The 24,333-nt window shown below is 67.1% G+C and carries 15 protein-coding genes and 1 pseudogene; 9 read left to right on the forward strand and 7 right to left on the reverse strand.

All coding sequences use genetic code 11. The features are described from left to right. Nucleotides 1-30 precede the first annotated feature (30 nt). Together P1IM2_RS06215 and P1IM2_RS06220 are read right to left on the reverse strand one after the other, a co-directional pair. Nucleotides 31-1,830, reverse strand: coding sequence for a sensor domain-containing diguanylate cyclase (locus tag P1IM2_RS06215; protein ID WP_254535863.1), 1,800 nt, complete (start codon nucleotides 1,828-1,830; stop codon nucleotides 31-33). Between the two features lie 91 nt (nucleotides 1,831-1,921). Further along, nucleotides 1,922-2,542 carry a TetR/AcrR family transcriptional regulator gene (locus tag P1IM2_RS06220; protein ID WP_186401819.1) on the reverse strand — a complete coding sequence of 207 codons (621 nt, stop codon included), beginning with the start codon at nucleotides 2,540-2,542 and terminating at the stop codon, nucleotides 1,922-1,924. Nucleotides 2,543-2,593: 51 nt separating this feature from the next. Here P1IM2_RS06220 and P1IM2_RS06225 point away from each other — a divergent pair, with 51 nt between their 5' ends. After that, on the forward strand, nucleotides 2,594-4,036 hold the full coding sequence (locus tag P1IM2_RS06225; protein WP_186401820.1) for a carotenoid oxygenase family protein: 1,443 nt from the start codon (nucleotides 2,594-2,596) through the stop codon (nucleotides 4,034-4,036). Nucleotides 4,037-4,180: 144 nt separating this feature from the next. Beyond that, the gene (locus P1IM2_RS06230) at nucleotides 4,181-5,200 is read left to right on the forward strand and encodes a hypothetical protein (protein WP_186401821.1); all 1,020 of its coding nucleotides are present in this window, start codon (nucleotides 4,181-4,183) and stop codon (nucleotides 5,198-5,200) included. A gap of 138 nt (nucleotides 5,201-5,338) precedes the next feature. On the opposite strand, the gene rplL is transcribed toward P1IM2_RS06230, so the two are convergent. Both rplL and rplJ read right to left on the reverse strand, forming a co-directional pair. Next, the gene (rplL, locus tag P1IM2_RS06235; protein ID WP_003039166.1) at nucleotides 5,339-5,713 is read right to left on the reverse strand and encodes a 50S ribosomal protein L7/L12; all 375 of its coding nucleotides are present in this window, start codon (nucleotides 5,711-5,713) and stop codon (nucleotides 5,339-5,341) included. Nucleotides 5,714-5,769: 56 nt separating this feature from the next. Beyond that, on the reverse strand, nucleotides 5,770-6,285 hold the full coding sequence (rplJ, locus tag P1IM2_RS06240; protein ID WP_003039169.1) for a 50S ribosomal protein L10: 516 nt from the start codon (nucleotides 6,283-6,285) through the stop codon (nucleotides 5,770-5,772). A gap of 450 nt (nucleotides 6,286-6,735) precedes the next feature. Here rplJ and P1IM2_RS06245 point away from each other — a divergent pair, with 450 nt between their 5' ends. Together P1IM2_RS06245 and P1IM2_RS06250 are read left to right on the forward strand one after the other, a co-directional pair. Continuing rightward, a complete protein-coding gene (locus tag P1IM2_RS06245; RefSeq protein WP_186401822.1) occupies nucleotides 6,736-7,302 on the forward strand; it encodes a PadR family transcriptional regulator in 567 nt (188 codons plus the stop codon). Between the two features lie 11 nt (nucleotides 7,303-7,313). Next, nucleotides 7,314-7,627, forward strand: a pseudogene (locus tag P1IM2_RS06250) (DUF2218 domain-containing protein). 67 nt (nucleotides 7,628-7,694) lie between these two features. Here the strand turns inward: P1IM2_RS06250 and grxD are convergent. Genes grxD through P1IM2_RS06265 form a run of 3 tightly spaced genes read right to left on the reverse strand, consistent with a single transcriptional unit; the run spans nucleotide 7,695 to nucleotide 8,659 of the window. Further along, nucleotides 7,695-8,024, reverse strand: coding sequence for a Grx4 family monothiol glutaredoxin (grxD, locus tag P1IM2_RS06255; RefSeq protein WP_003039178.1), 330 nt, complete (start codon nucleotides 8,022-8,024; stop codon nucleotides 7,695-7,697). 48 nt (nucleotides 8,025-8,072) lie between these two features. Then, nucleotides 8,073-8,306 (reverse strand): BolA/IbaG family iron-sulfur metabolism protein, encoded by a 234-nt coding sequence (locus P1IM2_RS06260; protein ID WP_062769264.1) that lies wholly within the window; start codon nucleotides 8,304-8,306, stop codon nucleotides 8,073-8,075. Between the two features lie 26 nt (nucleotides 8,307-8,332). Then, the gene (locus tag P1IM2_RS06265; protein WP_003039183.1) at nucleotides 8,333-8,659 is read right to left on the reverse strand and encodes a DUF1476 domain-containing protein; all 327 of its coding nucleotides are present in this window, start codon (nucleotides 8,657-8,659) and stop codon (nucleotides 8,333-8,335) included. 215 nt (nucleotides 8,660-8,874) lie between these two features. Between P1IM2_RS06265 and P1IM2_RS06270 the strand changes: the two genes are divergently transcribed. The 5 genes from P1IM2_RS06270 (at nucleotide 8,875) to P1IM2_RS06290 (ending at nucleotide 24,298) form a co-directional block, all read left to right on the forward strand. Further along, the gene (locus P1IM2_RS06270; RefSeq protein ID WP_186401823.1) at nucleotides 8,875-11,985 is read left to right on the forward strand and encodes a CHAT domain-containing protein; all 3,111 of its coding nucleotides are present in this window, start codon (nucleotides 8,875-8,877) and stop codon (nucleotides 11,983-11,985) included. Between the two features lie 4 nt (nucleotides 11,986-11,989). Then, complete coding sequence (locus tag P1IM2_RS06275) at nucleotides 11,990-14,077, forward strand: adenylate/guanylate cyclase domain-containing protein (protein ID WP_186401824.1); 2,088 nt, start codon at nucleotides 11,990-11,992, stop codon at nucleotides 14,075-14,077. Beyond that, the gene (locus P1IM2_RS06280; RefSeq protein ID WP_062902125.1) at nucleotides 14,064-14,828 is read left to right on the forward strand and encodes a hypothetical protein; all 765 of its coding nucleotides are present in this window, start codon (nucleotides 14,064-14,066) and stop codon (nucleotides 14,826-14,828) included. Before P1IM2_RS06275 ends, P1IM2_RS06280 begins: the two co-directional genes overlap by 14 nt. A gap of 177 nt (nucleotides 14,829-15,005) precedes the next feature. Next, nucleotides 15,006-16,799, forward strand: a complete 1,794-nt coding sequence (locus P1IM2_RS06285) for a ShlB/FhaC/HecB family hemolysin secretion/activation protein (RefSeq protein WP_186401825.1) — start codon at nucleotides 15,006-15,008, stop codon at nucleotides 16,797-16,799. A gap of 2 nt (nucleotides 16,800-16,801) precedes the next feature. Beyond that, entirely contained in the window at nucleotides 16,802-24,298 is a 7,497-nt protein-coding gene (locus P1IM2_RS06290; protein ID WP_186401826.1) for a hypothetical protein, read from the forward strand. Nucleotides 24,299-24,333: the final 35 nt, after the last annotated feature.

Below are 24,333 nucleotides of genomic sequence, written 5' to 3' on the forward strand. Positions count from 1 at the left end.
ATCCCTCGCGCCCTTCTTTTTGTCCGCGGATCAGGCCGCCATGCGGAGCCGGTTGCGCCCCTCGCGCTTGGCGAGATAGAGCGCCTTGTCGGCTCGGTGGAGCAATTCCTCGACGCTGGTGTCGGCAGCATAGGCCGCGAGGCCGATGCTGATCGTGACATGCGCCGGCCCTTCGGCATCGACATCGGCCTTTTCGATCGAAGCCCGAATGCGCTCGGCGACCAGTTCGGCCGACCGGGCGCTCGGCCCCTGAAAGATGCACACAAATTCCTCGCCGCCATATCGGCCGACAACATCTTCCTCGCGCAGCGTCGCCTTCGCGCGCTGCCCGACCCAGCGGATGACCTCGTCGCCCACGGCATGACCGTGACGATCGTTGATCTGCTTGAAATGATCGATGTCGAAAATCGCCACTGCGAGTTGCGTCCGGCCCTCGCCTGCCGCCAGCAAGGCACGATTGAGCAGCGCGAGTGTCGAGCGCCGGTTGGGCAGACCCGTGAGCATGTCGGTGTTCGCGGCTTCTTCGGCGATGCTGCGCGCGGCTTCCAGGCTGCGGGCATTTTCGACCGTTGCGGTGACATCCTGCACCGTCCCGAAAATGCCGACGCTGCGCCCGCCGCGCCCGCGCTCGATCGAACCGTGCGATTTGACATAGCGTATGGTGCCGTCGGCGCGGATGATGCGTCCCTGATATTCGAAGGGTTCGCCGGTGCGCACCGCCTCTTCCAATATCGCCCTCACCGCGGGCTGATCCTCTTCGACATAATGCTCGACGCTGGTCCTCACGCTGACCTGCGCACCGGGTTCGAGCCCGTGGATGCGATAGGTCTGGTCCGACCAGTGGATCGTCCAGCGCACCAAATCAACGCGCCAATGGCCCACCAGCGCGGCCGCTTCGGCCTGCACCAGCCAGCGATTGCTCTGTTCGAGCCGCTTGGCGAGGCGGCGCTGGACGACCAGCGATGCAGCGAGCGGCAGCGCCGTCGACTGAAGCGCCAGCAGATAGAATTGCAGGAAGAAGACCTGTTCCTTGACACTGGCCTCCATCGCGGCGACCGGCCCATGCCCCTGCCCGGTCAGCCAGGCCGCGATGCCGGCGATGATGAGCATGCCGGCCGCAGCTCCGAACGGACCGACGCGATAGGCGGCGACGATCACCGCGATGACGGGGAGGAAGGTCGCCGGAAAATGCGATTGTTCGAAGCTGACCGCGGTAATCAGCGCCGCAAGCGCGAGCACCGCGATCGCTTCGATCTTCATGCGCGTCGTCGCATTGTCGAGCGCCTTAGACGCGACAAGCCGCGTCAGCATGATCAACGGCGGCGCCACGATCAGCATGCCGAGCGCCACGGTCGTCATCCACGAGAGGAAGAAGTCGAGGCCGATGCCGCCGAAAGCCAGCATCGTACCGCCCCCCGCGATCAAGGCACTGGCCATGCTGGCGACGATCACCGCAAGGCAGAAGCTGGCGACGGCGCGCGGCACCATGAACGACAGGTCCTCGCCCTCGCGGCGGCGAACGATCCAGAAGGCGAGCCCCGCCTCGACCGAATTGGCGAACGTGAAGATCGCCGCCATCAGGAAGGGCGCCCCGCTCAGTATGTTCGCCGCAAGACTGGCCGCCGCTGCGGCGCCGATCGCCGCCGGTCGTGCGCGCCCCGGCATCAACAGCAGCAACGCCAGGAAATAGCCGCTTGGCGGCCAGATCGCGGCGATATTGTCCTCCCCCTTCGTCGCATGCAGCGACAGGCTGGCGAGCATGAAATAGCCAAGCGCCATCAGCAGCGACCAGAACGTCGCTTCTACTCGTGGGGGGAGTGTCCGCGTCATGCCCGTTATCTGGCAAAAACTGGAAAACAAATGGCTAACATCGCCACCTGTTTAGCCGGGAACGGGCGCGAAATCTCTGCAAATCATCGCGTTAGTCGAACCCGCCGAAAGTCATTGCGACGACCTGTTCGACCCGCGCTTCGTCCCATTCGATCCGGCGGTCGAGAATCAGCATCGCCAGCCCGTGCACCAATGACCAGGCGTGCAGCGCCGCAACGTCGGGCGCTTCAAGCTGTGGCAGTGCCTGCGAGACCCCGACGCGCAGTAAGTTGAAGGCAGTTTCGCCGCCATCGGTTCCCGCTTCGCGATAGCGTTCGGGCATCTGCCGGGTAAAGCTGAGCCGAAAGATTGCCGGCTCTTCGTGCGCAAAGCGGACATAGGCGACACCAGTTGCAAGAAAGCCGGCCTTGCCGCCCCCCGCCTTGAGCCACGCCTGCGCCTGCAACGCCCCCAGCCGCCGCAGCCCCTCGTCGGCCAGCGCATCGAGCAACGCCTCCTTGTCGGGAAAATGCCGGTAAAGCGCGGTCGCACTGACGCCGACGTCGCGCGCCAGCGCGCGCAGGCCAAGCTCGGCATCGCCGCCATCGGTCAGCCGCTTCATCCCCGCTGCGATCACCGCGGCGCGCAAGTCGCCATGATGATAGCCCTTGCCACGCGGCGTCGCCACCGCATCGGCATTTTCCATGTTGACACTGTTATCTTCATCGATCATGTTTGCACTGTAAACATCGCGAGTCGGTCGCGCAAGCGAAAGGAGAAGGGCATGGCAAGCAATATGGAAACGCTGATCCGCGGCGCGGTCTCGAAAGGCATCGGCAAGGTCGCCGATTTCAACCGCAAGCGCCTGCCCCGCCCCACCGACGCGCATCCCTATCTGACCGGCATCCATACGCCGATGACCGAGGAACTGACGATCGAGGCTCTGCGTGTCGACGGGGACATTCCCGCGGCGCTTTCGGGCCGCTACCTGCGCAATGGCCCCAACCCGGCTCTCCCCCCCGATCCCGCGAGCTACCACTGGTTCACGGGCGCCGGCATGATCCACGGGCTGCGCATCGGCGACGGCAAGGCGCACTGGTATCGCAACCGCTGGGTGCGCGGGACCGAGGCGTGCGCAAAGCTCGGCGAGCCGATCCCGCCCGGCCCGCGCACCGACGGCTTCGACGCCCCCAACACCAATGTCGTCGGATTGGCGGGACGTACCTTTGCGATCGTCGAGGCCGGCGGCAAGCCCGTCGAACTCGACGATCAACTCGCGACGATCGCCCACAACCCCTTCGACGGCACCTTGGCTGGCCCTTATACGGCACACCCGCATCATGACCCGCTCACCGGCGAGACGCATGCGATCACCTACCGCGGCGACGAAATGAACAAGGTCTGGCACGTCGTGCTCGACGACAAGGCGCAGGTGATCCGAGAGGAAGCGGTCGCGGTCAGCGACGGCCCGTCGATCCACGACTGCGCCATCACCGAAAATTACGTGTTGGTGTTCGACCTGCCGGTGACCTTTTCGATAAAATCGCTGCTCGCGGGCTATCGCTTTCCCTATGCGTGGAACGAAGCCCATCCCGCGCGGGTCGGCCTCCTCCCCAGGAAAGGCCGCGGCGACGAGGTGGTGTGGTTGCCGGTCGATCCCTGCTATGTCTTTCACCCCGCCAATGCGTTCGAAACCGCCGACGGCAAGGTGGTGGTCGATGTCGTCGCGCACGACACGATGTTCGCGCGCTCGACGCGCGGCCCCGACAGCGAACGGTCGCGCTTGGAACGCTGGACCATCGATCCGGCGGCGGGAACGACGACGCGCACGGTTCTGCACGATCATCCGCAGGAATTTCCGCGCTACGACGAGCGGCTGACCACCCGCCCCTATCGCTACATCTACAGCGTCGCCATTCCGGGCGGTGACGCGGTCGAAATGGCGATCGCCGATACCCGGCTGTTCCGCCTCGATCTGGAAAAGGGCGTGACCGAGGCGCGCGATTTTGGCCCCGGCCGCCATCCCGGCGAGTTCGTCTTCGTCCCGCGCAGCGCCGCGGGCGCCGAAGATGACGGCTGGCTGATCGGCCTGGTGGTCGACATGACCAACGAGACGAGCGAGCTCGTCATCCTGAACGCCGACGATTTTACCGGCGCGCCGCAAGCGGTGATCCATCTGCCGCACCGGATCCCGCCCGGCTTTCACGGCAATTGGGTCTCTGACTGAGCCGCGGCGCGGCGGCCGGTCGCAACCCCGACTCGGTTCGCCGACGCGCCGAATCCTCGTCCAATCGCCGGGCCGCCACGGCTCGTCGTGAAAAGCGCTGTCATTTGGCAGCGCTTTTCACGCGCGGTTCGTTTTCCTTTCACTATGACGAAGAAGCTCCCCCTCCTCCGCCCTGCCACGAGCGCGATGGCCGCGTTCCTGGTCCTGTCCACCCCGGCCGCCTTTGCGCAGACCGCGCCGGCCGAAACCACGCCCCCCGCGATGGCGCCCGAACCCGTCGCGCCGCCGGTTGTGATGGTCCCGCCGGTCGCCGCACCGGCTCCGCAGACGACGCAGCCTGCGACGACCGCACCTGCGCCGGTCATCCGCGTGCCGCTCGACGTCGCGCCCCCAGCTACCGAAACAACGCCGAAGGTGGCGGAACCGCAGGCCGAGGCGGCCCCCGCACCGCGCGCCGAACGTCAGGCGAAAGCCGCACCGGCCGAGCGGACCCGCGAGCCCGCCGCAGCTCCGGCCAGCCCCGCAACCGAACCAGCCGCACCGGCTACCGCAGCCGCATCGATGCTCGCCGAAGATAGCGCACTGACGCCGCCGCTCGCGGCGCCGGTTGCCGAACCGGCAGATCCTGTGGTCGCGCAGAGCGCCGATGCCGGCGGCGACGCCTTCCCTTGGGAAATCGCTGGCGGCGCCGCCGCTCTGCTGCTCGCGGGCGGCGCAGCCTTCGCCTTGATGCGCCGCCGTCGCACCGATGGTGTCGCCGAGGAAACGCGCTACGAAGATGGTCCGGTCGCGGACCCTGCGCCCGAAGCCCATCGCGCGCCTGTCATTACGGCGCCGCCCGCCAAGCCGCGTTCGACGCCCGCATTCGCCACCGCGCCGCACGGCAGCATGGGCCGCCATGAGGCGCTGGCTATGGCTGGGCCGAGCGAGGACAATCCCTTCCTGACGCTCAAGAAGCGGCTGAAGCGCGCGCGCTTCTATGACCGCCGCGAACGGATGGACTATGATGCGCTGCTCGCTGGACAGAAGGATATGCGCCGCCAGCCGGCCAGCGCGTGGGATATCGCCCAGCGTCCCGAACCGGCCCCGGCGCAGCAGGACGTGCATCGTCCGGACACCCGCCCCGCGCGTCCGGGCCTGCGCCCCGGTTTCGCCAAGGGCTGAGCCAGAGGCTGACTAGCCGCGCGCGCCAAGTTTGTTCGTCGCGCAAGGAAAAAGGGCGGCGCCGCAAGGCACCGCCCTTTTTCTTGTCGCCATGGTTCCGCCGGGAGCCGGCGGCAACCGCTGCGAACGACAGCGAACTTACTTGAGTTCGACGGTCGCGCCGGCAGCTTCCAGCTTCTTCTTGATGTCTTCGGCTTCGGCCTTGTTGACACCTTCCTTGACGGCCTTCGGCGCGCCTTCGACGAGCGCCTTGGCTTCGCCCAGGCCCAGGCCGGTGATCGCGCGGACTTCCTTGATGACGTTGATCTTCTGACCACCGTCGCCGGTCAGGACGACGTCGAATTCGTCCTTTTCTTCAGCAGCCGGAGCGCCAGCGCCAGCAGCCGGAGCGGCAACAGCGACAGCAGCGGCGGCCGAAACGCCCCACTTTTCTTCGAGCATCTTCGAAAGTTCAGCAGCTTCCAGAACGGTCAGCGCCGACAGGTCTTCAACGATCTTAGCAAGATCAGCCATTTTCATTCTCCATCAGAACCGGGATAGCCCGGTGAATTGGTAAGGGTAGGTAGGGTTTATGCCGCTTCCTTGGCGCCATAGGCACCAAAGACCCGCGCCAGCTGACCAGCCGGGGCTGCCGCAATCTGGGCAACCTTGGTGGCCGGAGCCTGAAGCAGGCCGATAAGCGTGCCGCGCAGCTCGTCGAGCGACGGCAGCGAAGCGAGCGCCTTCACGCCTTCCACGTCGAGGACCACATCCCCCATGCCGCCGCCAACGATTTCAAGCTTGTCGTTGGTCTTGGCAAATTCCACGGCGATCTTCGCAGCCGCCACCGCATCGGTGGAAGCGGCAATAGCCGTGGGACCGGTCAGATAATCGCTGATGCCGGTGTAGGGCGTGCCTTCGAGCGCGATCTTGGCCAGGCGGTTCTTCGCGACCTTGAAGCTCGCGCCCGCGTCGCGCATCTGCTGGCGAAGCACCGTCGACTGGGCGACGGTAAGACCAAGGTTGCGAACGATCACAACCGAAGCCGCATTCGACAGCGTAGCGTTCAGCGAGGATACGGCATCGGCTTTTTGAGCACGATCCATGCCTGTTTCTCCACTCTGTGCCCGGATGCGCGCAACAGGGCGCGCCGCCGGGCGGCTAACGAACGCAAAGGCCAGAAAGGAGGCATCCCGTCTGTCCGTTGCGTGGCGATGTCCGATGGGGTCGGTCAAGCCGCGGGCGCCTGGATACAGGCGGGCGACCGAAAAAGACTGTTCCCCGTCTAGGCTGGAAATTAAGCGGAGCAAATCCCCCGCACCAACTGTCTCGGACGGAATTGCCAGGATCGGAACCCTGACAACACGGGGGCGCCTAATAGCGGCGAGCCGCAGCGAGTCAAGGGAAATAGCCGCTCCGGACACAGAGCGCTCGCGCACAAAATCGCAAAACCCCTTGCGTAATTTTATTTAAGATATATCTTAGAGCTATCTAAAAACAGTCTGAAGGATAAAGACATGCACTTTCATGGACATAGAGGCGATCGCGGATGCGGCATGCGCCATGGCATGCGACACGGCGGGCGCGGATTCGGACCCGGCTTCGGCCGCGGGCGCGGCTTTGGCGGCCGTCACGGCCACGATGACGAGGGCCGCGGCCGGCGCCGCCGGATGTTCGACAGCGGCGAATTGCGCCTCGTCCTGTTGCGGCTGATCGCCGACGAACCGCGCCACGGCTACGACCTGATCCGGCGAATCGAGGAACTGACGGGCGGCGCCTACGCGCCCAGCCCCGGCGTGATCTACCCCACCCTCACCCTGCTCGACGACATGGGCCAGATTGCCGCCGCCGACAGCGAGGGCGCCAAGAAGCTGTTCGCCATCACCCCCGAGGGCCAGGCCGAACTCGACGCCAATGCCGCGCTCGTCGACGAACTGCTGGCGCGGCTGGCGGCGGTCGGCGATGAGCAGCAGCGCACCGACAGCGCTTCGGTGCGCCGGGCGATGGGCAATTTGCGCGCTGTGCTGATGAACCGGCTGCGCGACCGCGAGCTCGACGAAGCCACGCTCCACGAGATTGTGGCGCGGATCGACGAAGCGGCACAGAAGATCGAGCGGCTTTGATGGAGGCTCAGATGATCCATACCGCCACTGCGCAGGTCCCCACGGCGCATGCAGCAAATATCTGCAGCAGCTCTGCAAGCATTGGCAGCATAATCTGGCGGTCGCTTTCACCGCCGATCACGGCACCGTGACCTTTCCGCGCGACGCCCGCGGGGCGGACTGGCCCGGCGACGGGCTGGTCACCTTCGACGCCGGCAAAGCCACCCTGTCGGTTCGCATCGATGCGAGCGCCGAAGGCCAGCTCGAGGCGTTGAAGGGCGCGGTCGCGCGTCATCTCGACCGCTTCGCCTTTCGCGAAGCGCCGCTGCGTTTCGACTGGCAATAGGCAAGGTCGAGCCGGGCGCGCGGTCTATACCGCCGACCCGGCCGATCGGCCGATGGGCGGCGCCATGTCAGTCGGCGCGCGCGGGAAGACCGTTGACGAGCTGATGCAGCTCACCGGCTTCCCACATTTCCATCATGATATCGCTGCCGCCGACGAATTCGCCCTTCACATAGAGCTGGGGGATCGTCGGCCAGTCCGAAAATTCCTTGATACCCTGCCGGATTTCCATGTCCTGCAGCACATCGACGCTGGCATATTCGACGCCGAGCCGGTCGAGCATCGCAATGGCGCGCGACGAAAAGCCGCACTGCGGGAAAAGCGGCGTGCCCTTCATGAAGAGCAGGACGGGATTGTCGGCGACCAGCTTGGCAATGCGGTCGTGAGTGGCTTCGGTCATAACAGGTCTCCGGCACGGGCGCGGGCGCGCCGCATTGGGGTCATACCCCTATGAAGGGATGGCGGTGGTCAATTGCAAGGCGTGAAGTTCGCCGCCCATGCGCCCACCAAGCGCTGCATAGACCGCCTTGTGCTGCGCGACGCGGCTCAACCCGCGAAAGGATTCGCTCACGATATGCGCCGCATAATGATCATTGTCGCCGGCAAGATCGGTGATCGTCACCTCCGCGTCGGGAAGCGCCGCCTCGATCATCGCCCGCAAATCGGATTCGCGCATGCCCATGCCGGATGTCCTGCCTGGTTCCGCGATCAGTTCTGCGTGTCGATGAACTGGCGGCGCGCCTCGGCCGTCTTTTCGTTGAGCATCGAGCGGATTTCGGCGTCGCTGATCTCGACCGCGGCGGCGGTCAGGTCGCCGGCCAGCTTGCGGATCACATCCTCGTCGCCGGCCTCCTCGAAATCGGCCTGCACGACCGCCTTGGCATAGGCGTCGGTTTCCTCGGGCGTCAGCCCCATGCGCTCGGCGGCCCATTCGCCGAGCAGGCGATTGCGGCGTGCGGTGATGCGGAACTGCACCTCCTGGTCGCGGGCGAACTTCGCCTCGAAAGCCCGTTCACGATCGTCGAATCCGCTCATTTCACCCTCTTTTGGAAATTGACCCTGTCGGGATGGCAGATAGGTGGCCGCGCCCCGGCGCGCAAGCCGCCTGTGCGGCAGATCACTTCCCTTTTCGCCACAAGGGGTTTAGGGTCCGCCGCAACGGGAATGGGTCGTACCGCAGCAACAGACTGCGCCTTGCCGCCAACCAGATGGCCAGGTGCCCGATGCCGTGACCCTGGGGGAATATCGTGATGACCGTACGACCTGCGTTTCGCCTGTCCTTGCTGGCGCTGCTCGCCGCATCGGCGCCTGTCCCGGCCTGGGCACAAGGCGAAGACCCGACGCTCCGCGACAGCTTTTCGATCGGCAGCCAGGGCGGCTCGCTGTGCGAAGTGCAGGCAACGGTCCGCGACGCCGTCGTCAAGGGCATGTTCGACCGCGCCTGGGTGATCGTCTGCCGCGACGCGAGCCAGCCCGTCGGCTATATCCGCGCGCTGCGTGCCAGCGAAGCCGAGGCGGCGCAGCGGCTGGCGGCGGCGCGCGATCCGGACATCGTCTGCGGCGCCGATGGGCGCTGCACGATCAAGGGCAGCAGCGTCGAATGGGCGAGCCGCATCGAAATGGACGGCGCGATCGCCTACACCGCCGAAGGCTTTGCCGCTTATGGCGATGCGCTAACGCTCGCGCTCCAATCGATCCGCCAGCACAAGGTCGCACCGGGCGTCATCAAGGTCGCGACCACGTCGGTCGGCGGCGGCGACGAGGGCTTTGCGCGCACGCTCGCCGGGACGATCGACCTCGACCGGGCGCTCGCCGAAGGCTATCGCCGCAACCACAGCGGCGACTATGCCGAAGCGGCCGAATTTTTCGAAGCGCTGTCGCGCCGCACCGCGAACGATGCGTCGACCGGCGACATCGATCCGAGCGAATTCACGCTCAACCGCGCGCTCCAGAAATCGAACCTCGGCGAATTTGCTGAAGCCGCGCGCCTGTTCGCCGAAGTCGATGCGATCCCGACGAGCGACCCCGTGCAATTGCGGCTGCGGCGCAATTTTCAGGCGATCGATGCGCTCAACCAGCGCGACTATGCGCGCGCCGCCGAAATCCTGCAGCGTCCGGTGCCGCCGACCACCGCGTCGATCGAAACCGCCGACGGCAGCGTCACGCTGACCCCTGCGATCACCGCGGGGGTCAACAGCGGCAGCAACGCCCGCGCCATCCGCCAGACATCGGACAGCGAGCGTCTGAGCCCGCTCGAGCGCGCGCAGATCATCGACGCACAGGCGACGCATCTGCTCGGCACCGTCGATCGCCTCCGCGGCGATGCGAAGTCCGCCAAGCAACTCCAGCTCAAGGGTCTGACTGACGCGCTGGCCGTGCGGCAGGGGCGTGTCACGTCGATCGTCCGGCTGCGTTCGCAGATGCTCGGCGAGCTCGCACTGACCGAAGAGGCACTGGGCGACATGGGCGCGGCGGATGCGCGCTTCCGCGAATCGGTCGATGCGCTCGCGATCGAATATCCCGAAACCAATGCGCTCGCTTCGGCCCGCGCGCGCTACGCCGCCTTCCTGACCCGCCAGGGCCGCGACGACGAGGCGCTCGCCCTCTATCACGCGGTGGTAAAGGCGCTCGCCGACACGCAGCGGTCGTCGACCGGCATGGCGAATATCATGGCGCCCTATTACCGCCTGCTTGCGGCACGCGCGCCGACCGATCCCGCCGCCGTCGCCGATTTCTTCGTCGCCAGCCAGCTCCAGGTTCGTCCCGGCGTCGCCGATACGCAGGCTGTGCTGGCGCGCGAATTGTCGGGCGGCGACGGCGACGGCGCCCGGCTGTTCCGTCAGGCGACGACGCTCAATCGCGACATCGAACGCGCGCGGATCGAGGAAGCGCGCCTGATCCAGCTCCCCGCGACCGGCGAGGTCGTCGCACGGCTCGCCGATGTGAAGACACAGATCGACAATCTGTCGTTCCAGCAGGCCGAAACCGTCGCCAAACTGTCGGCGTTCCCGCAATATCGCGTCGTATCGTCGGGCAAGCTCGATCTCGGCGAATTGCAGCAGGTACTGCGCCCCGACGAAGCCTATCTGAAGATGCTCGTCGTCGGCGACGCCGTCTATGCGATGCTGATCGAGCCGGGCAATGCACAGCTCTGGCGCGCCGACACCGACGCAGTCGGCCTCGAAAATGCGGTCGATGCGATCCGCTCGACGATTTCGACGGTCGAAAACGGGCGCCGCGTCACTTATCCGTTCGACGCGGCCACCGCGCGCAAACTCTATGTCCAGCTGTTCGGCCCGGCCGCCGATCACCTGCCGGCGATCAGGCACCTTGTCTTCGAACCCGATGGCGCGATGCTGAAACTTCCCGTCAACCTGCTCATCACCTCCGACACCGGGCTCGCCGCCTATGAACAGCGGGTCAATGATCCCGCCGCCGACCCCTTCGACATGCGCGACATCGCCTGGCTCGGGCGCTCGACCCGGCCGAGCACAGCGGTATCGGCGCTCGCCTTCCGCAACGCGCGCCAGGCGCCGCCATCGACCGCACGGCGGCAATATTTCGGGCTTGGCGAAAATCTGCCGCTCGCCGGCGGCATCCTGCCCTCGCTCGGCATCCGCGGTGCGGCGAGCGACAGCGTCGACGGCACCTGCCAGTGGAGCGCCTCGCAATGGGCGCGCCCGATCTCTGCGGCCGAACTCGTGACCGCAAGCAGCACCATCGGGCGCGACAGCTCCACCCTGCTCACCGGCGGCGCCTTCACCGATACCGCGGTCAAGGAACGCGGCGACCTCAGCGACTATCGCATCATCCATTTTGCAACCCACGGTCTCGTCACCGCGCCGAAGCCGTCCTGCCCGGCGCGCCCCGCACTCGTCACCTCGTTCGGTGACAAGGATTCGGACGGCCTGCTCACGTTTCAGGAAATCTTCGACCTGAAACTCGACGCCGACCTGGTGATCCTGTCGGCCTGCGATACCGCGGGCGCCGCCTCGGTCGCCGCAACGCGCGAAGCCGGCGTCGCCAGCGGCGGCGGCAGCGCGCTCGACGGTCTCGTCCGATCGTTCATCGGCGCCGGTGGGCGTTCGGTCATAGCGAGCCACTGGCCGGCGCCCGACGATTTCGACGCAACCAAGCGGCTGATCGGCGGCCTGTTCGCCGCACCGCAAGGCGAAAGCGTCGCCGATGCGCTCTGGACGACGCAAAGCCAGCTGATGAACGACCAGCAAACCTCGCATCCCTATTATTGGGCCGGGTTCGCGATCATCGGCGACGGCGCGCAGCCGCTGCTGCACGGCCTCCCCACGACGACCGCCATCGCCCCCGCCGCCGGAGTTTCGACCGGACGCGCGGCGCGCTGACCCGATGACCGCGAGCATCGCCCCGGACGCCCCGCCCGACGCAATGCCGGCCGCCAATGGCCCGGCGACGATCCCGCTGCGCAAGCGGGTCCGGCGGCTGGTCATGCAGCTCGGCCCGTCGCGAATGGCGGCGACGATCCTCTTCCTGATCGTCGCGACGCTGTTCGCGCGCTTCAGCTGGGACATGCCGCTCGTCAACGATGCCGAACGCGCGCTTTACGATGCGCGCGCGACGCTGATGGCGCCGCACGTCGCGCAGGATCAGCGCATCGTCATGATTACCTATAATGACGAAACGCTGTTCAATACCGGCATCCGCTCGCCGCTCGACCGGACGCTGCTGGCGCGCGCGCTTGCCAACATCGACCGCATGGGCGCGAAAGCGATCGGCATCGATATTGCCTTCGATTCGCCGCGCCCCGACGACGATCTGCTCAAGACGCAGTTGCGCGCCATGACGACGCCGACCTGGCTCGCCTATGCCGAACAGGCGAGCAATCCGAATACCATCTTCTACGAACAGCAAAAATTCCTGCAGTCCTTCATCGCCGATGTGCGCACCGGCAAGACCCGGCCGACGAGCGTCCTGTTCCGCACCGACGGCGACGGCGTGATCCGCCGCTGGCCCGACCGGCCGAAGAATCTGCCGCCGCTGATGGCGAACGCGCTGGCGCCGGTCGACGCTGGCCACGCCGATTATCAGGGCAATATTCGCTTCCTCCTGCCCGCCCGCGCCAATGCCGGACAGGAGGAGCCGGTCTTCGCCAACATACCGATCGACACGTTTGCGGTGCCGATGGACGATGAAATGCTCGCCGGCCTCGCCGAGCTGGTGCGCGGACGCTATGTCCTGATCGGCGGCGACATCATCGACAACGACCAGTTCAACACGCCAATGAGCCGCTTTGTCGATCCGATCACCGGGCTTCACGAAACGATGATCGGGCTCGAGGTTCATGCGCATATGCTGGCGCAGCAGCTTGACGGCGACTGGCCGGAACCGGTGCCGGGACCGTCGCTGTGGGTGCTGGCCATCCTCGTCGTCGTCGCCGGAGGACTGACCAGCCTGATCGACATGCGCGCGCGCTGGGTCGCGCTTGCGTTTCTGGGGCAGCTTGCCTTCTTCGTCGCCTTCCCTTTTTGGCTGCATCGCCACGGCATCGACACGACGACCCTGCCGGCCTTCGGCTGGGCGGTCGGCTGGCTGCTCGGCTATGCGGCGGTCGGCACGGCGGCGCGCACGATCGGCTCGCGTCAGCGCGCCTTCGCGCAGTCGGCGCTCGGCAAATATCTGCCTGTCGATGTCGCCGCGCAGATCATGCGCGATCCCGATCAGCTTTCGCTACACGGCGAACGGCGCAACATCTATTGCGTCTTTACCGACCTCGAAGGCTTCACCAAGCTCAGCCATGCGGTGACGCCGGAAACGGTGGCGCGGCTGCTCAACGAATATCTCGACCGCCTGTCGGACATCGTCCTCGAACATGGCGGGACGATCGACAAATTCGTCGGCGACGCGGTCGTCGCCTTCTGGGGGGCGCCGATCAGCCGTCCCGACGATGGTGCGCGCGCGGCGGCGGCGGCGGTCGCCATGTATCAGGCGGGCGAGGCCTTTCGCGTCGATATGGCGGAGGGCGTGCCGCCGATCGGCATGACGCGCGTCGGCCTGCATGTCGGCGACGCGATCGTTGGCAATTTCGGCGGCGAGGATCGCATCCAATATACCGCGCTCGGCGACAGCATGAACACCGCCTCGCGCCTGGAGGCAGCGAACAAGAGCCTGAAGACCGGCGTCCTCATCTCGGCCGAAGCCGCTGAGCGCTCGGGGCGCGACGATCTGGTGCCGATGGGCCGGGTGACGCTGCGCGGGCGGGCGCAGCCGGTCGACGTCTTCACCCCGCGCGCCGACCTTCGCCCCGATCAGCGCGCCGCGATCGGCGCGCTGGTTGCGGCGCATGCGGCGGGCGATAAAAAGGCCTATGTGACCTGCGCCACAGCATTGGCGGCCGAATGGGGTAAGGATTTGTCCATCATGTTCCTGATCGAACGCCTGAACGATACCGACAAGGGAGAAAGCTATGTCCTTTCCTGACTTCCGGACCCGCCGCCTGGGCCTGACCGCGGCCGCAGCCGCCATTGCCTTCGCGGTTGCCGGCACCGCAGCGGCGCAATCGATGGTCGTGCGCTCGACCGGCCCGTCGGCGTCCAAATATCCGACCGGCGCAAAGCTGAAGGCCAGCGACAAGCTGACCTTGGTGGCGGGCGACAAGATCGTGCTGATGCAGGGCGGCAAGACGCGCACCCTGTCGGGGCCCGGCACCTATGGCGCCAGCGGCCCGATCCAGTCGAACCAGACGATGGGCAGCGCGGTGACGCGGATGCTCGCCAGCGGCCCGTCGATGCGATCGCGCGGCGGGTTTTCGCGCGGTCCCGACGAACCCAAGCCCGCCGAACTGCGCGCGCCGAACCTGTGGTTCATCGACTATCGCGAAGCCGGCACCTTCTGCGTCGCCGATCCCGCGACGCTGATGCTGTGGCGCCCCTATATGGACACCGACGAGCTTCTGAAGATCGAGCAGGACGGCAAGACGCAGACCGTTGCTTTCGTCGTCGGCGCCAATTTCCGCAAATGGCCGTCCGATGCGATGCCCGTCAAATATGACGTCGATTATCGCCTGTCGGGCGGCGGGCTCAGCGCCCCCGTCACCATCCGCTTCAAGCCGATGGGAGAGGTGCCAGCGACCCCCGACGCATCGGTCGATGCGCTGATGGCAAAGGGCTGCACCCCGCAGCTCAACCGGCTCGTCGACACGATGGCGGAAGCCGAAGCGAGCGGCGGCTGAACGCACGGCTGGCGGGCATTGAAGGGGCCGCGCCGGTCTGATATTTGTTGCAGACTATGCGGCCGGATAGAGCCGCAAGTCCTTTCCTTGGGTCGATAAATTGGTCTAGCTGCCCGTGGGGGCCGCAGGATCGCTGGAGCGCGTTCGAAAACGGCTGCGCTCGGGGTTGGGGGTAATATGACGGTCAAGGGCGACAGGACAGGTTTCGGTGCGGCGCTCGCCGGTTCGGTGGCGATCGCTGCCTTGATGGGGCCGGCCGCCGCATCGGCGCAAAGCGCGCCGCCGGTCCCGACGCGCGAGGAAATCGACCGCAGCGCACCGCCGCCGATCGCCCCGGCGGGCGAGCGCGTCGTGTCGGCCGACGACAGCATCGAACACGCCCCCTGCCCGCTCGCCGCACCCGAATTCGCCAATGTCAGGGTGACGCTGCGCAGCGCCGAATTCTCTGCCGCGCCGGGGATCGACACCGCCATGCTCGCGCCCGCCTGGTCGGACAAGGTCGGCCAGGATCTGCCGATCGCGGTCGTGTGCGACATTCGCGACCGCGCCGCGACGCTGCTGCGCGCCAAGGGCTATCTTGCCGCGGTGCGCGTCCCGCCTCAGACAATCAGCGACGGCATCGTCCGCTTTGACATTCTCTCGGCACGCCTGGCGCGCGTCGAAGTGCGCGGCGATGCCGGCAGCAACGAACGGCTGCTGCAACGCTATCTCGCGCATCTCGACGATGCGCCGATCTTCAATGTCGAGGATGCCGAGCGCTATCTGCTGCTCGCGCGCGACATCCCCGGCCTCGATGCCCGGCTGACCTTGCGTCCCGGCAATGCGCCCGGCGAAGTGATCGGCGAGGTCACGGTCACGCGCACGCCGTTCGCTTTCGACGCCAATATCCAGAATTTCGGGTCGCACGACGTCGGCCGCTGGGGCGGCATGGTCCGCGCGCGCGCCGCCGGCCTGACCGGCATGGGCGACCTCACGACCGTCAGCCTGTATTCGACCGCCGATTTCGAAGAGCAGCAGGTGCTGCAATTGTCGCACGAAATGCGTGTCGGCGGCGAAGGCCTGCGGCTTGGCGGCAGCTATACCTATGCATGGACGCGCCCCGATGTCGCGACGCTGCCGCTGAAATCGCATACGCAGATCATCAGCCTGTTCGCCGGCTATCCGCTCGTGCTGACGCAGGCGAAGCGAATTCAGATCGGCGGCGGGCTCGACATCATCGATCAGGATATCGCCATCGGCGGCGTCCCCCTCAACCGCGACCGCGTGCGCGTCTTCAACCTGCATATGGATGGCAACTGGACCGATCCCGCATCGATCGCGGGCCGGCACGGCTACACCCCCGCCGAGCCGCGCTGGGCCTTCGGCGCCTCGCTCGAAGCGCGCCAGGGCGTCGATTTCCTGGGCGCCAGCAAGGACTGCGGCCCCGGCGGCACCGCCTGCTTCCTGCCCGGTGCGGTTCCGCTGACCCGGATCGAGGCGAAACCCGACGCCTTCGTGCTGCGCGCCAACGCACAGGCCGACTGGCGACCGATCCCCAAATTCACCCTGTCGGTGGCGCCGCGCGCGCAATGGGCGAGCGATCCTCTCGTCGCCTATGAAGAATTTTCGGGCGGCAATTTCACCGTCGGACGCGGTTTCGATCCCGGCACGGTGATCGGCGACAGCGGGGTCGCGGTGACGACAGAGGCGCGCTACGGCTCGTTCGTCCCCGCCAATACCAAGGCGCTCGCCATCCAGCCCTTCGCCTTTTTCGATGCGGCATGGGTCTGGAACAAGGACAGCAGCTTCAATGGCCTGAATCCGCAAAAGCTGTTCTCGGCGGGCGGCGGCGTGCGGCTTGCCTACGGCACGCTCGGCCGGCTCGACATGACCGTCGCGGTGCCGCTGAACCGACCGGCACTGTTGGCGAAAAAGCCCGACCCGCGCTTCCTGCTGTCCCTGACGACGCAATTCGGTGTGAGGGCTCGTTGATCATGCAATTCGAACCGGAAACCACCGCCATGCGCAAGACCGCAAACACCAACCTTCCCGCCGCACGGACGGCGAAGCGCCAATTGTTGCAGGGCTGCGCGATCGCCGCGGGCCTTGCTGCGCTTGCCTATGGCGGGCCGGCGCTGGCGCAGGTCGCCGGGACGGGCACCGTCGTGAGCGGAAGTGCGACCATCTCGCCGCCCGGACCCGGCGCGACAACCGTCACCACCGGCGGGTCGCAGACGATCATCAATTGGGTTCCGACCGACAACGCTCCGACCGGCGGCGACATCGACTTCCTGCCGGCCGGCAACGCCTGGAATTTCAGCGGCAACGGCAATTATGTGGTGCTCAACCGCTTCGTCAACGGATCGGGCGGATCGCTGAGCCGGCAGATCGCGCTGAGCGGCGCCATCAACAGCACCGACACCGCGACGGGCGCGCCGGGCGGCAGCATCTGGTTCTACAACGCCGGCGGCATCCTGCTGAACAGCGGCAGCGCGATCAACGTCGGCAGCCTTGTCCTTACCGCCAACGATATCGACACGACCGGCGGCCTGTTCGGGCCGGGCGGCGAAATTCGCTTTCGCGGCGCATCGGGCAGCACCGCTGCGATCCGTATCAACGCAGGCGCCTCTATCACTGCCGATATGGGCGCGGCTGGCGGCAGCTATGTCGCGCTGGTCGCCCCGCGCATCGTCCAGGACGGCATCGTCAACGTCAACGGGTCGGCGGCCTATGTCGCCGCCGAACAGGCCGACATCCGCATCAACGCGGGCCTGTTCGACATCAACGTCCTGACCGGCGCCGAGGGCGGTCAGGTCATCAGCCACAGCGGCATCACCACGGGACCGGAACAGCAGGTCAGCGGCGGCGCCCAGCGCATCTATATGGTCGCCATTCCCAAGAATGACGCCGTATCGATGCTCGTGTCGGGCCAGATCGGCTATCAGGACGCTGTTTCGGCGGTGACCGATTCCGACGGCGCCGTCATCCTGTCGGGGGGCTATAACATCACCGGGGGGGCGATCGACACCGCGCCGGCGAGCAGCGTCGGGGCCAATATCACGATCAACGACACGCTGTTCCGCAGCAACACCATTGCACGCGCGAGTGGCGATTTTCTGGGCCAGCCCATCGATACGATTCCGCCGGTCGGCGGAGCCTTCGTCCCGCCGCCGCAGCTTGGCCGGATTCTCGTTCAGGGCAATGCGCTGTTCGAGGGCGACAACAGCGCGACGATCAACGTCGGCGCGGTTCAGGCCGTGGGCGCGACCGGCCAGTTCATCGTCCGTTCGAAAGCGGCCTCGGCAATCACCGTCGACGGCGGACAGCTGGCGGCGGGCACCGACATCCTCGTGTCGGCCTCGCGCGATGCCAATATCGTGACCGGCGTTGGCGAGGGCGGCAATGCCAGTCTGACCGTCCTTAACGGCGGCAGCGTGTCGGCCAATAGCGTGACGGTCAGCGCGCGCGGTCTGGGCGGATTCACCGACAGCGGCGCCGGCGGAACCGGGATCGGCGGAACCGCGAGCATCAGCGTCAGCGGCCCCGGCAGCACATTGAATGTCGGCTCGTTGATCGTCGATGCCGGTGCACTCGGCGGCGGCGCCTATGTCGGACCAAGCGGTCCTACCGTCGCCGACGACAGTGGCGACGGCCAGGGCGGGACAGCCACGCTCGATATATCCGACGGCGCCACGGTTCAGGCCAGCAACTTCGTTCGCGTGACCGCCGATGGTCAGGGCGAGACCGGCCTTGTCCGCTCGGGCGACGGCGCAGGCGGGACGGCGCGGATCACCGCTGGCGGGCCTGGCACGACCTTCATATCGAGTTCGACCGACATCAATGCTCAGGGTTTTGGCGGCGGAAGCCAGTCGAGTTCTAGCGGATCGATCTTCTCCGCCTCCGCCGGAAACGGCGTCGGCGGCACCGCGTCCTTCAGCGCGAGCGGTGACGATTCGACCCAGATCGCGCCGGGGAACCTCTATCTGTCGGCAAGCGGCCTCGGCGGCGGCGCCAATGCGGCCACTGGGCCGCAGGGCGGCGACGGCACCGGCGGCGATGCGTCGGTGTCGGCCGATGGCGCCTTCACCCTCGATCTCAACTCGCTGATCGTTCTCGCCAACGGCGAAAATGGCGGCGCCTCGAGTTCGGGCGGCGATACGGGCGTCTCGGGGGACTCGCAGGGCGGCACCGTCAGCCTGTCCGCAAGCAACGGCGCGACGATCGCCAGCACCTTCTATATCCAGCTCGACGCCGGCGGCATCGTTTCGAGCAGCGAGAATATCGGCAACGGCCAGGGCGGCGGCGTTCGCATCGACGCGACGAACGGCGGGTCGATCACCACCGACGGCATGCTGCAGATGACCGCCGACGGCGGCAGCTTCGGCGGCTTCACGGTGGCGACGAGCGGCGGCACCGGCGACGGCGGCAACATCCTCATCAACGCCGACGGCGGATCAGTGGATGCCGGCTATTATTATCTGACCGCCAACGGCAGCTCGGCCAATTCGGCTGGCAGCACCGGCGCCGCGCAGGGCGGCAACATCGATCTTTTTGCCCTGGGCGGCGGCAGCATCAGCGCCACCGACCCCAGCCAGTTCAGCAGCTTCAATGCCGATGGGCAGAGCGGCAACAGCGTTGGCGGTGCCAATGGGTTCGGCGGTTTCATCGGGCTTCACGCCGATGGCGGCACGATCGATCTGGCCGGAACGATCCGGCTGTCGATGGGCGGCTATTCGGGCGGCAACACCGATCCCGCCGGCGGCGCGGTCCCGGTGGGCCTCGGCGGCTCTGCGCTGATCGAGGTGCTGAACGGAGGCGCCATGACCCTCGGCGACTTTGCGGCCGATGCCGAGGGGCGCGGCTATGGCAATGTCGAATCGCCCGGCGGAGCGGGCATTGGCGCGGCCAATGGCGTCGGCGGCGATGTCGTCATCACGCTGAGCGACGGCACGCTGAGCGCAAGCCGCTTCGCCCTGTCGGCCAACGGCTTCGGCGGCCAACCCGGGTCCGGTAGCGGCACCGGCCAAGGCGGCACCATCAGCTATACGCAGACCGGCGGCGATGCGAGCTTCGGCGACATGTCGATCACCGCCAACGGCTATGGCGGCTCGACGCTGACCGGCACCGGCAACGGTATCGGCGGCACCGCGACCATGACCCTGTCGGACGGCAGCTTCAGCGCCTCGACCGCGGCCGCCTATGCCGAAGGCGTCGGCGGCGAAGGCAACTATGGCTACGACGATTTCTCGAACCCGGTTCAGCCTGCGGGCAATGGCGGCGATGGACAGGGCGGCACCGCGACGATCGTCATCGACGGGCCGATCGCGATCGATACCGGCACGTTGGCGGCCTATGCGGGTGGCCGCGGCGGCAGCGGCGGCGATTTCAGCAGCATCGGCGTCGCGGTCGGCAACGGCGGCGATGGCGGTGCGGGCACGGGTGGTCAGGCATCGATCACCGTCACCGACGGGTCGATCGACACCGGCGACCTGATTGCCGACGCCGGCGGCATCGGCGGCAATGGCGGCAACAGCTATGATTCGGGCAGCTTCGGCGCCCCTGCGGGTATCAGCGTCGGCGGCCGCGGCGGATCCGGCACCGGCGGGACGGCAACGATCCACCTCGCAGCGACGGTCGGGGTCGCCAACACGCTGGCCGCGCGCGCGGCGGCGTCGGGCGGACTTGGCGGCTATGGCTCGGTCGGCAACGACGGCGGCGCCGCGACGGGCGGCCTTGCCCAGTTGATCGTGACCGATTTCGACGCCGGGCCGCTCGGCGTCATGCTCGACGCTTCGGCGCTCGGTGGCGGCGGCGGCACCGGCAATGACGGCGCGGGCGGCGATGGCGGCGCAGCAACCGGCGGCACCGCGCGCGTCGAGGCGACGGGCGCCAACGGCGCGGCGTCGATCACCCAGGCCAATTTCATGGCCAGCGGCACCGGCGGACGCGGCGGCGACGGCAATTCCACCTTCTTCCTGAACCCCGTCGGACCCGATGGCGGCAAGGGCGGCGACGGCACCGGCGGCACGATCGAAGCCGTCGCGAGCGAGAATGCGACGCTCACCCTCGCCGGCGCGAACGGCGGGCCGGTCACGCTGGCGAGCGGCGGCACCGGCGGCGATGGCGGCAACGGCGCCTTCAATGGTGAAATACCGGGCAGCACCGGCGGCGATGGCGGCGATGGCGGGGCGGGTTCGGGCGGCGTCGTCCATCTGCTTGCCAATGGCGGCACGGTCAGCTCGGCGGGTGCGCGGGTGAACATCAGCGTGGCGGGCACATCGGGCAACGGCGGCATCGGCGGCGACGGCAATGTCGATGCGGGCGGCAACGGCGGCAACGGCGCGAACGGCGCGATCTTCGCCGACCGTGGCGGGCGTATCGTCATCGAGGCACTGGCAACCCAGTCGGGCCCCGGCGCGATGGACCTTGGCGACACGACGCTGGTCGCAAGCGGCGCGCTGGCCGGGCGGATCGAGATCCGCACCGACGGCACCATCGACTTCGCCAGCCTCGACGCCGAAAACTACGGCATCTCCGATCCGACGAACAATGACACCGACGTTGCGACAAGCGGTATCTTCGTCGCGACGACCGATGGCACCATCAATGTCGGTGGCAACGCGTCGCTGCGTAGCGACGGCTCGGTCGGTGTCTATGGGCAGGCGGCGGGGTTGTTCGACATCACGGGCGATCTGACCATCGAAGCTGGCGACCAGATCGATATCCGCCACGATTTCGGCGAAGGCACGCCGCCGACGATCCGCGCCGGTGGTGACTTCACCGCGACCGCGGGATCGGGCATCAGCGGCGCGACCGGTTCTTTCCTGATTGCGGGCGGCGACCTGTCGTTGACGGCGTCCAACGGCGCGATCGGCGTCGATAGGCTGCAGGGAAGCAATATTTTCGTGACCGCGAGCGGTGCGGGATCGGTCGAACATGCCGAAGCGGACAATGATTTCATCGCCAGCGTGGCAAGTTTCCGTACCGGGCTCAATTCGATCATCACCGGCGGCAATATCATCATCACCGCACCCGGCGCGGTCGACCTCGGCAACTCCACTGCCGGCGGCTATGTCTCGGTCGACGGGGAGTCGATCCAGTTCGCGAACATCGGCGCGGGCGGCTTCGTCACGCTCAACGCCTCGGGCACTGCGCCGGGGGCCGAAGGGATCGCCGGCGGATCGATCGACGCGGGCAGCTCGATCAGCCTCTCCGGCAACAGCATCGCACTCACCGGCCCCGTCACCGGCGCCGGGCCGCTGTTCGCGACGGGCACCGGCGGCGCGGTGAGCATCAGCGATGCCGATGTCGCGGGGTCGATCGTCGTCGCCGCGGTGGGCAATATCAGCGGGAGCTATGTCTCGGGCGGCGACATCCTGCTGACGTCGGATGCGGACATCAACGCATCGGCGACGGCCAATGGCGGCTATGCCGATGCGGCAACCGGCGCGATCGCCGACGGCAATGTTTTCGCCGATGCGGCGGGCAACGCCACGCTGACCGACAGCGGTGCGGCGCGCATGTTCGGCGTCAACGCGGGACAGGCGGCCACGGTCACCAATGCGACCGCCGGCGAGGATCTGCTCGTCCTTGCTGGCACGACCGCCAATCTGACCAATGTCGCGGCAGGCGACGACATCGACGTCCGCGCTGCCGGAGCGGTTATCGCAAACGGGCTCGACGCGACCGGCGCCGGGCTCGACGGCTTCACGATCAACTATGTGCCGGGGAACGGCTTTACCATCGGTCAGGGCGAAGGCACGTCGAGCATCGACGGGTCGGACATCGATATCACATCGTCGGCGGCATCGATCGACGCCACCAACCTTTCGGCGGGCGACGATATCCTGCTGTCGGCGGCGACGACGATCGCCCTTGACAGCGGCACGACGCTGGGCCTCGGCATCACCGGCGGCGACAGCAGCATCCGCACGCAGGGAGGCGATACGGTCCTCACCAACCTCGACGCGTTCGACGACATCGTCGCGACTTCGGCGGGTGCGATCAGCGGCGACGCCATCGCTGCAGGCCGCAATCTCGCGCTGACGGCCGTCGATGCCATCGATTTCGGCGCCATCACCGTCGGCGGGACGACCACCCTCACGAGCAGCGACGGCGCGATCGGCGTCGATGCGCTCAACGCCGCCGGGCCGATCACGGCGAGCGGCGACAGCATCGACATTCGCGGCGGCGCGATGCAATTCGCGTCGCTTGCCGCCAATGTCGGCAACGCGCTGATCCGCTCGACCGGCAATCTTTCGATCGCAAGCGGCAGCGTGGCGGGCAGCGCCGATCTCGCGGCGACAGGCGGCAGCATCGCCCTGACCGACCTGTCGGCGGGCGGCGACCTCAACGCGACCGCAAGCGGCGCCATTCAGGTCGATGGCATCGTCAGCGGTCCGCGCATCGCGCTGGCGTCGAACGATATCGTGATTGCCGGACAGGGCCGCGTCGGGACCGCCGGCACCACGCAGAGCCTGACGCTCACGAATAATGGTGCCACGCCCACCTTCGTCGGCGGCAGCGGCACGCAGAACGGCTATCACGCCGACGCGACCGAGATGACGCGGCTGTTCGCGACGAACATCACCGTCAACGCGCCCAACGGTGCAGCGGCGACCGACCTGATCGTCGACAGCTTCACGCTGGCGGGCAATTCCAATCTGGGCGCGGCGGGCTCGCTCACGCTCCAGACGCCGGGGCGGGCGCGCGTGATCGGTGCGGTCGAACTGACCGGCCTGACCAGCGCGAACCGGCTGACGCTTTCGGGCGACGATCGTGTCGAGATCATTCTGGGTCAGGGCAGCATCCGTCTTTCGGCGAATGGCGCTCCGGAAGGCGTGCTGGATCTGCGCGGAAACGATATCTTCGTCGCCACCGCGGCGGCCATCACCGATGTCGAAGCAGCGACCTCGACCAGCGCGATCGACACGCGCCTCGCACAGAATGACGGCGTCACCAGCGACGAAGGCGCTTTGTTCGCCGGCGGCATCAACGTCACGACGTCCCGCGGCTTCTATGTCCAGAACAGCGGTGCCGGGACCGACTACGCACAGCGGCGCGGGCTGACCTTCGCCGCGGGCGGGCTGAACGTCGATGCGCCGTCTTCGGGCGTGCGGATCGTCATCAACGGCGTCCGGCTCGGCGCCAACGGGCAAGTCACCGGGCTCGACACCATCCCGTTCCTCACCGTGAACGGTTCGGTCCCGACCAGCGTCACGATCGACATGCGGTCAACCTTCAACGGGTGCCTGATCATCAGCACCGGCGGCTGCACCTTCATCGATCCGGGCAATCAATTCCCCGTGCAGGATGTCGTCGAGGACGAGGTTGGCGGCGATGGTGACGGGGACGGCGACGGCGGCGGCACCGGCTTGCCCGTGCCGCTTATAACGATCCGCGGCATCGAGCCGCTGAGCGGCGCGCCGCTGCTCGACGATCCGGTCACCGGCGCGGGCAACGACGATCTCTGGACGCCGACGACGCCCTGACGCGCGTGTGCACAGTTGACGCCGACGGGCGGGCC

The sequence above is a fragment of the Sphingopyxis sp. P1IMeth2 genome (assembly GCF_900185685.1).
In the GTDB taxonomy this organism is placed as follows: Bacteria; Pseudomonadota; Alphaproteobacteria; order Sphingomonadales; family Sphingomonadaceae; genus Sphingopyxis; species Sphingopyxis terrae_A.

What these genes read in the sequence shown, in the direction of transcription:
- P1IM2_RS06260 (WP_062769264.1), bottom strand. Translation starts at nt 8,306, where the DNA reads ATGGGCATGCGCGAATCCGATTTGCGGGCGATGATCGAGGCGGCGCTT.
- grxD (WP_003039178.1), bottom strand. Translation starts at nt 8,024, where the DNA reads ATGACCGAAGCCACTCACGACCGCATTGCCAAGCTGGTCGCCGACAAT.
- P1IM2_RS06270 (WP_186401823.1), top strand. Translation starts at nt 8,875, where the DNA reads ATGACCGTACGACCTGCGTTTCGCCTGTCCTTGCTGGCGCTGCTCGCC.
- P1IM2_RS06280 (WP_062902125.1), top strand. Translation starts at nt 14,064, where the DNA reads ATGTCCTTTCCTGACTTCCGGACCCGCCGCCTGGGCCTGACCGCGGCC.
- P1IM2_RS06265 (WP_003039183.1), bottom strand. Translation starts at nt 8,659, where the DNA reads ATGAGCGGATTCGACGATCGTGAACGGGCTTTCGAGGCGAAGTTCGCC.
- P1IM2_RS06225 (WP_186401820.1), top strand. Translation starts at nt 2,594, where the DNA reads ATGGCAAGCAATATGGAAACGCTGATCCGCGGCGCGGTCTCGAAAGGC.
- P1IM2_RS06290 (WP_186401826.1), top strand. Translation starts at nt 16,802, where the DNA reads ATGCAATTCGAACCGGAAACCACCGCCATGCGCAAGACCGCAAACACC.
- rplL (WP_003039166.1), bottom strand. Translation starts at nt 5,713, where the DNA reads ATGGCTGATCTTGCTAAGATCGTTGAAGACCTGTCGGCGCTGACCGTT.
- P1IM2_RS06285 (WP_186401825.1), top strand. Translation starts at nt 15,006, where the DNA reads ATGACGGTCAAGGGCGACAGGACAGGTTTCGGTGCGGCGCTCGCCGGT.
- rplJ (WP_003039169.1), bottom strand. Translation starts at nt 6,285, where the DNA reads ATGGATCGTGCTCAAAAAGCCGATGCCGTATCCTCGCTGAACGCTACG.
- P1IM2_RS06215 (WP_254535863.1), bottom strand. Translation starts at nt 1,830, where the DNA reads ATGACGCGGACACTCCCCCCACGAGTAGAAGCGACGTTCTGGTCGCTG.
- P1IM2_RS06220 (WP_186401819.1), bottom strand. Translation starts at nt 2,542, where the DNA reads ATGATCGATGAAGATAACAGTGTCAACATGGAAAATGCCGATGCGGTG.
- P1IM2_RS06245 (WP_186401822.1), top strand. Translation starts at nt 6,736, where the DNA reads ATGCGCCATGGCATGCGACACGGCGGGCGCGGATTCGGACCCGGCTTC.
- P1IM2_RS06275 (WP_186401824.1), top strand. Translation starts at nt 11,990, where the DNA reads ATGACCGCGAGCATCGCCCCGGACGCCCCGCCCGACGCAATGCCGGCC.
- P1IM2_RS06230 (WP_186401821.1), top strand. Translation starts at nt 4,181, where the DNA reads ATGACGAAGAAGCTCCCCCTCCTCCGCCCTGCCACGAGCGCGATGGCC.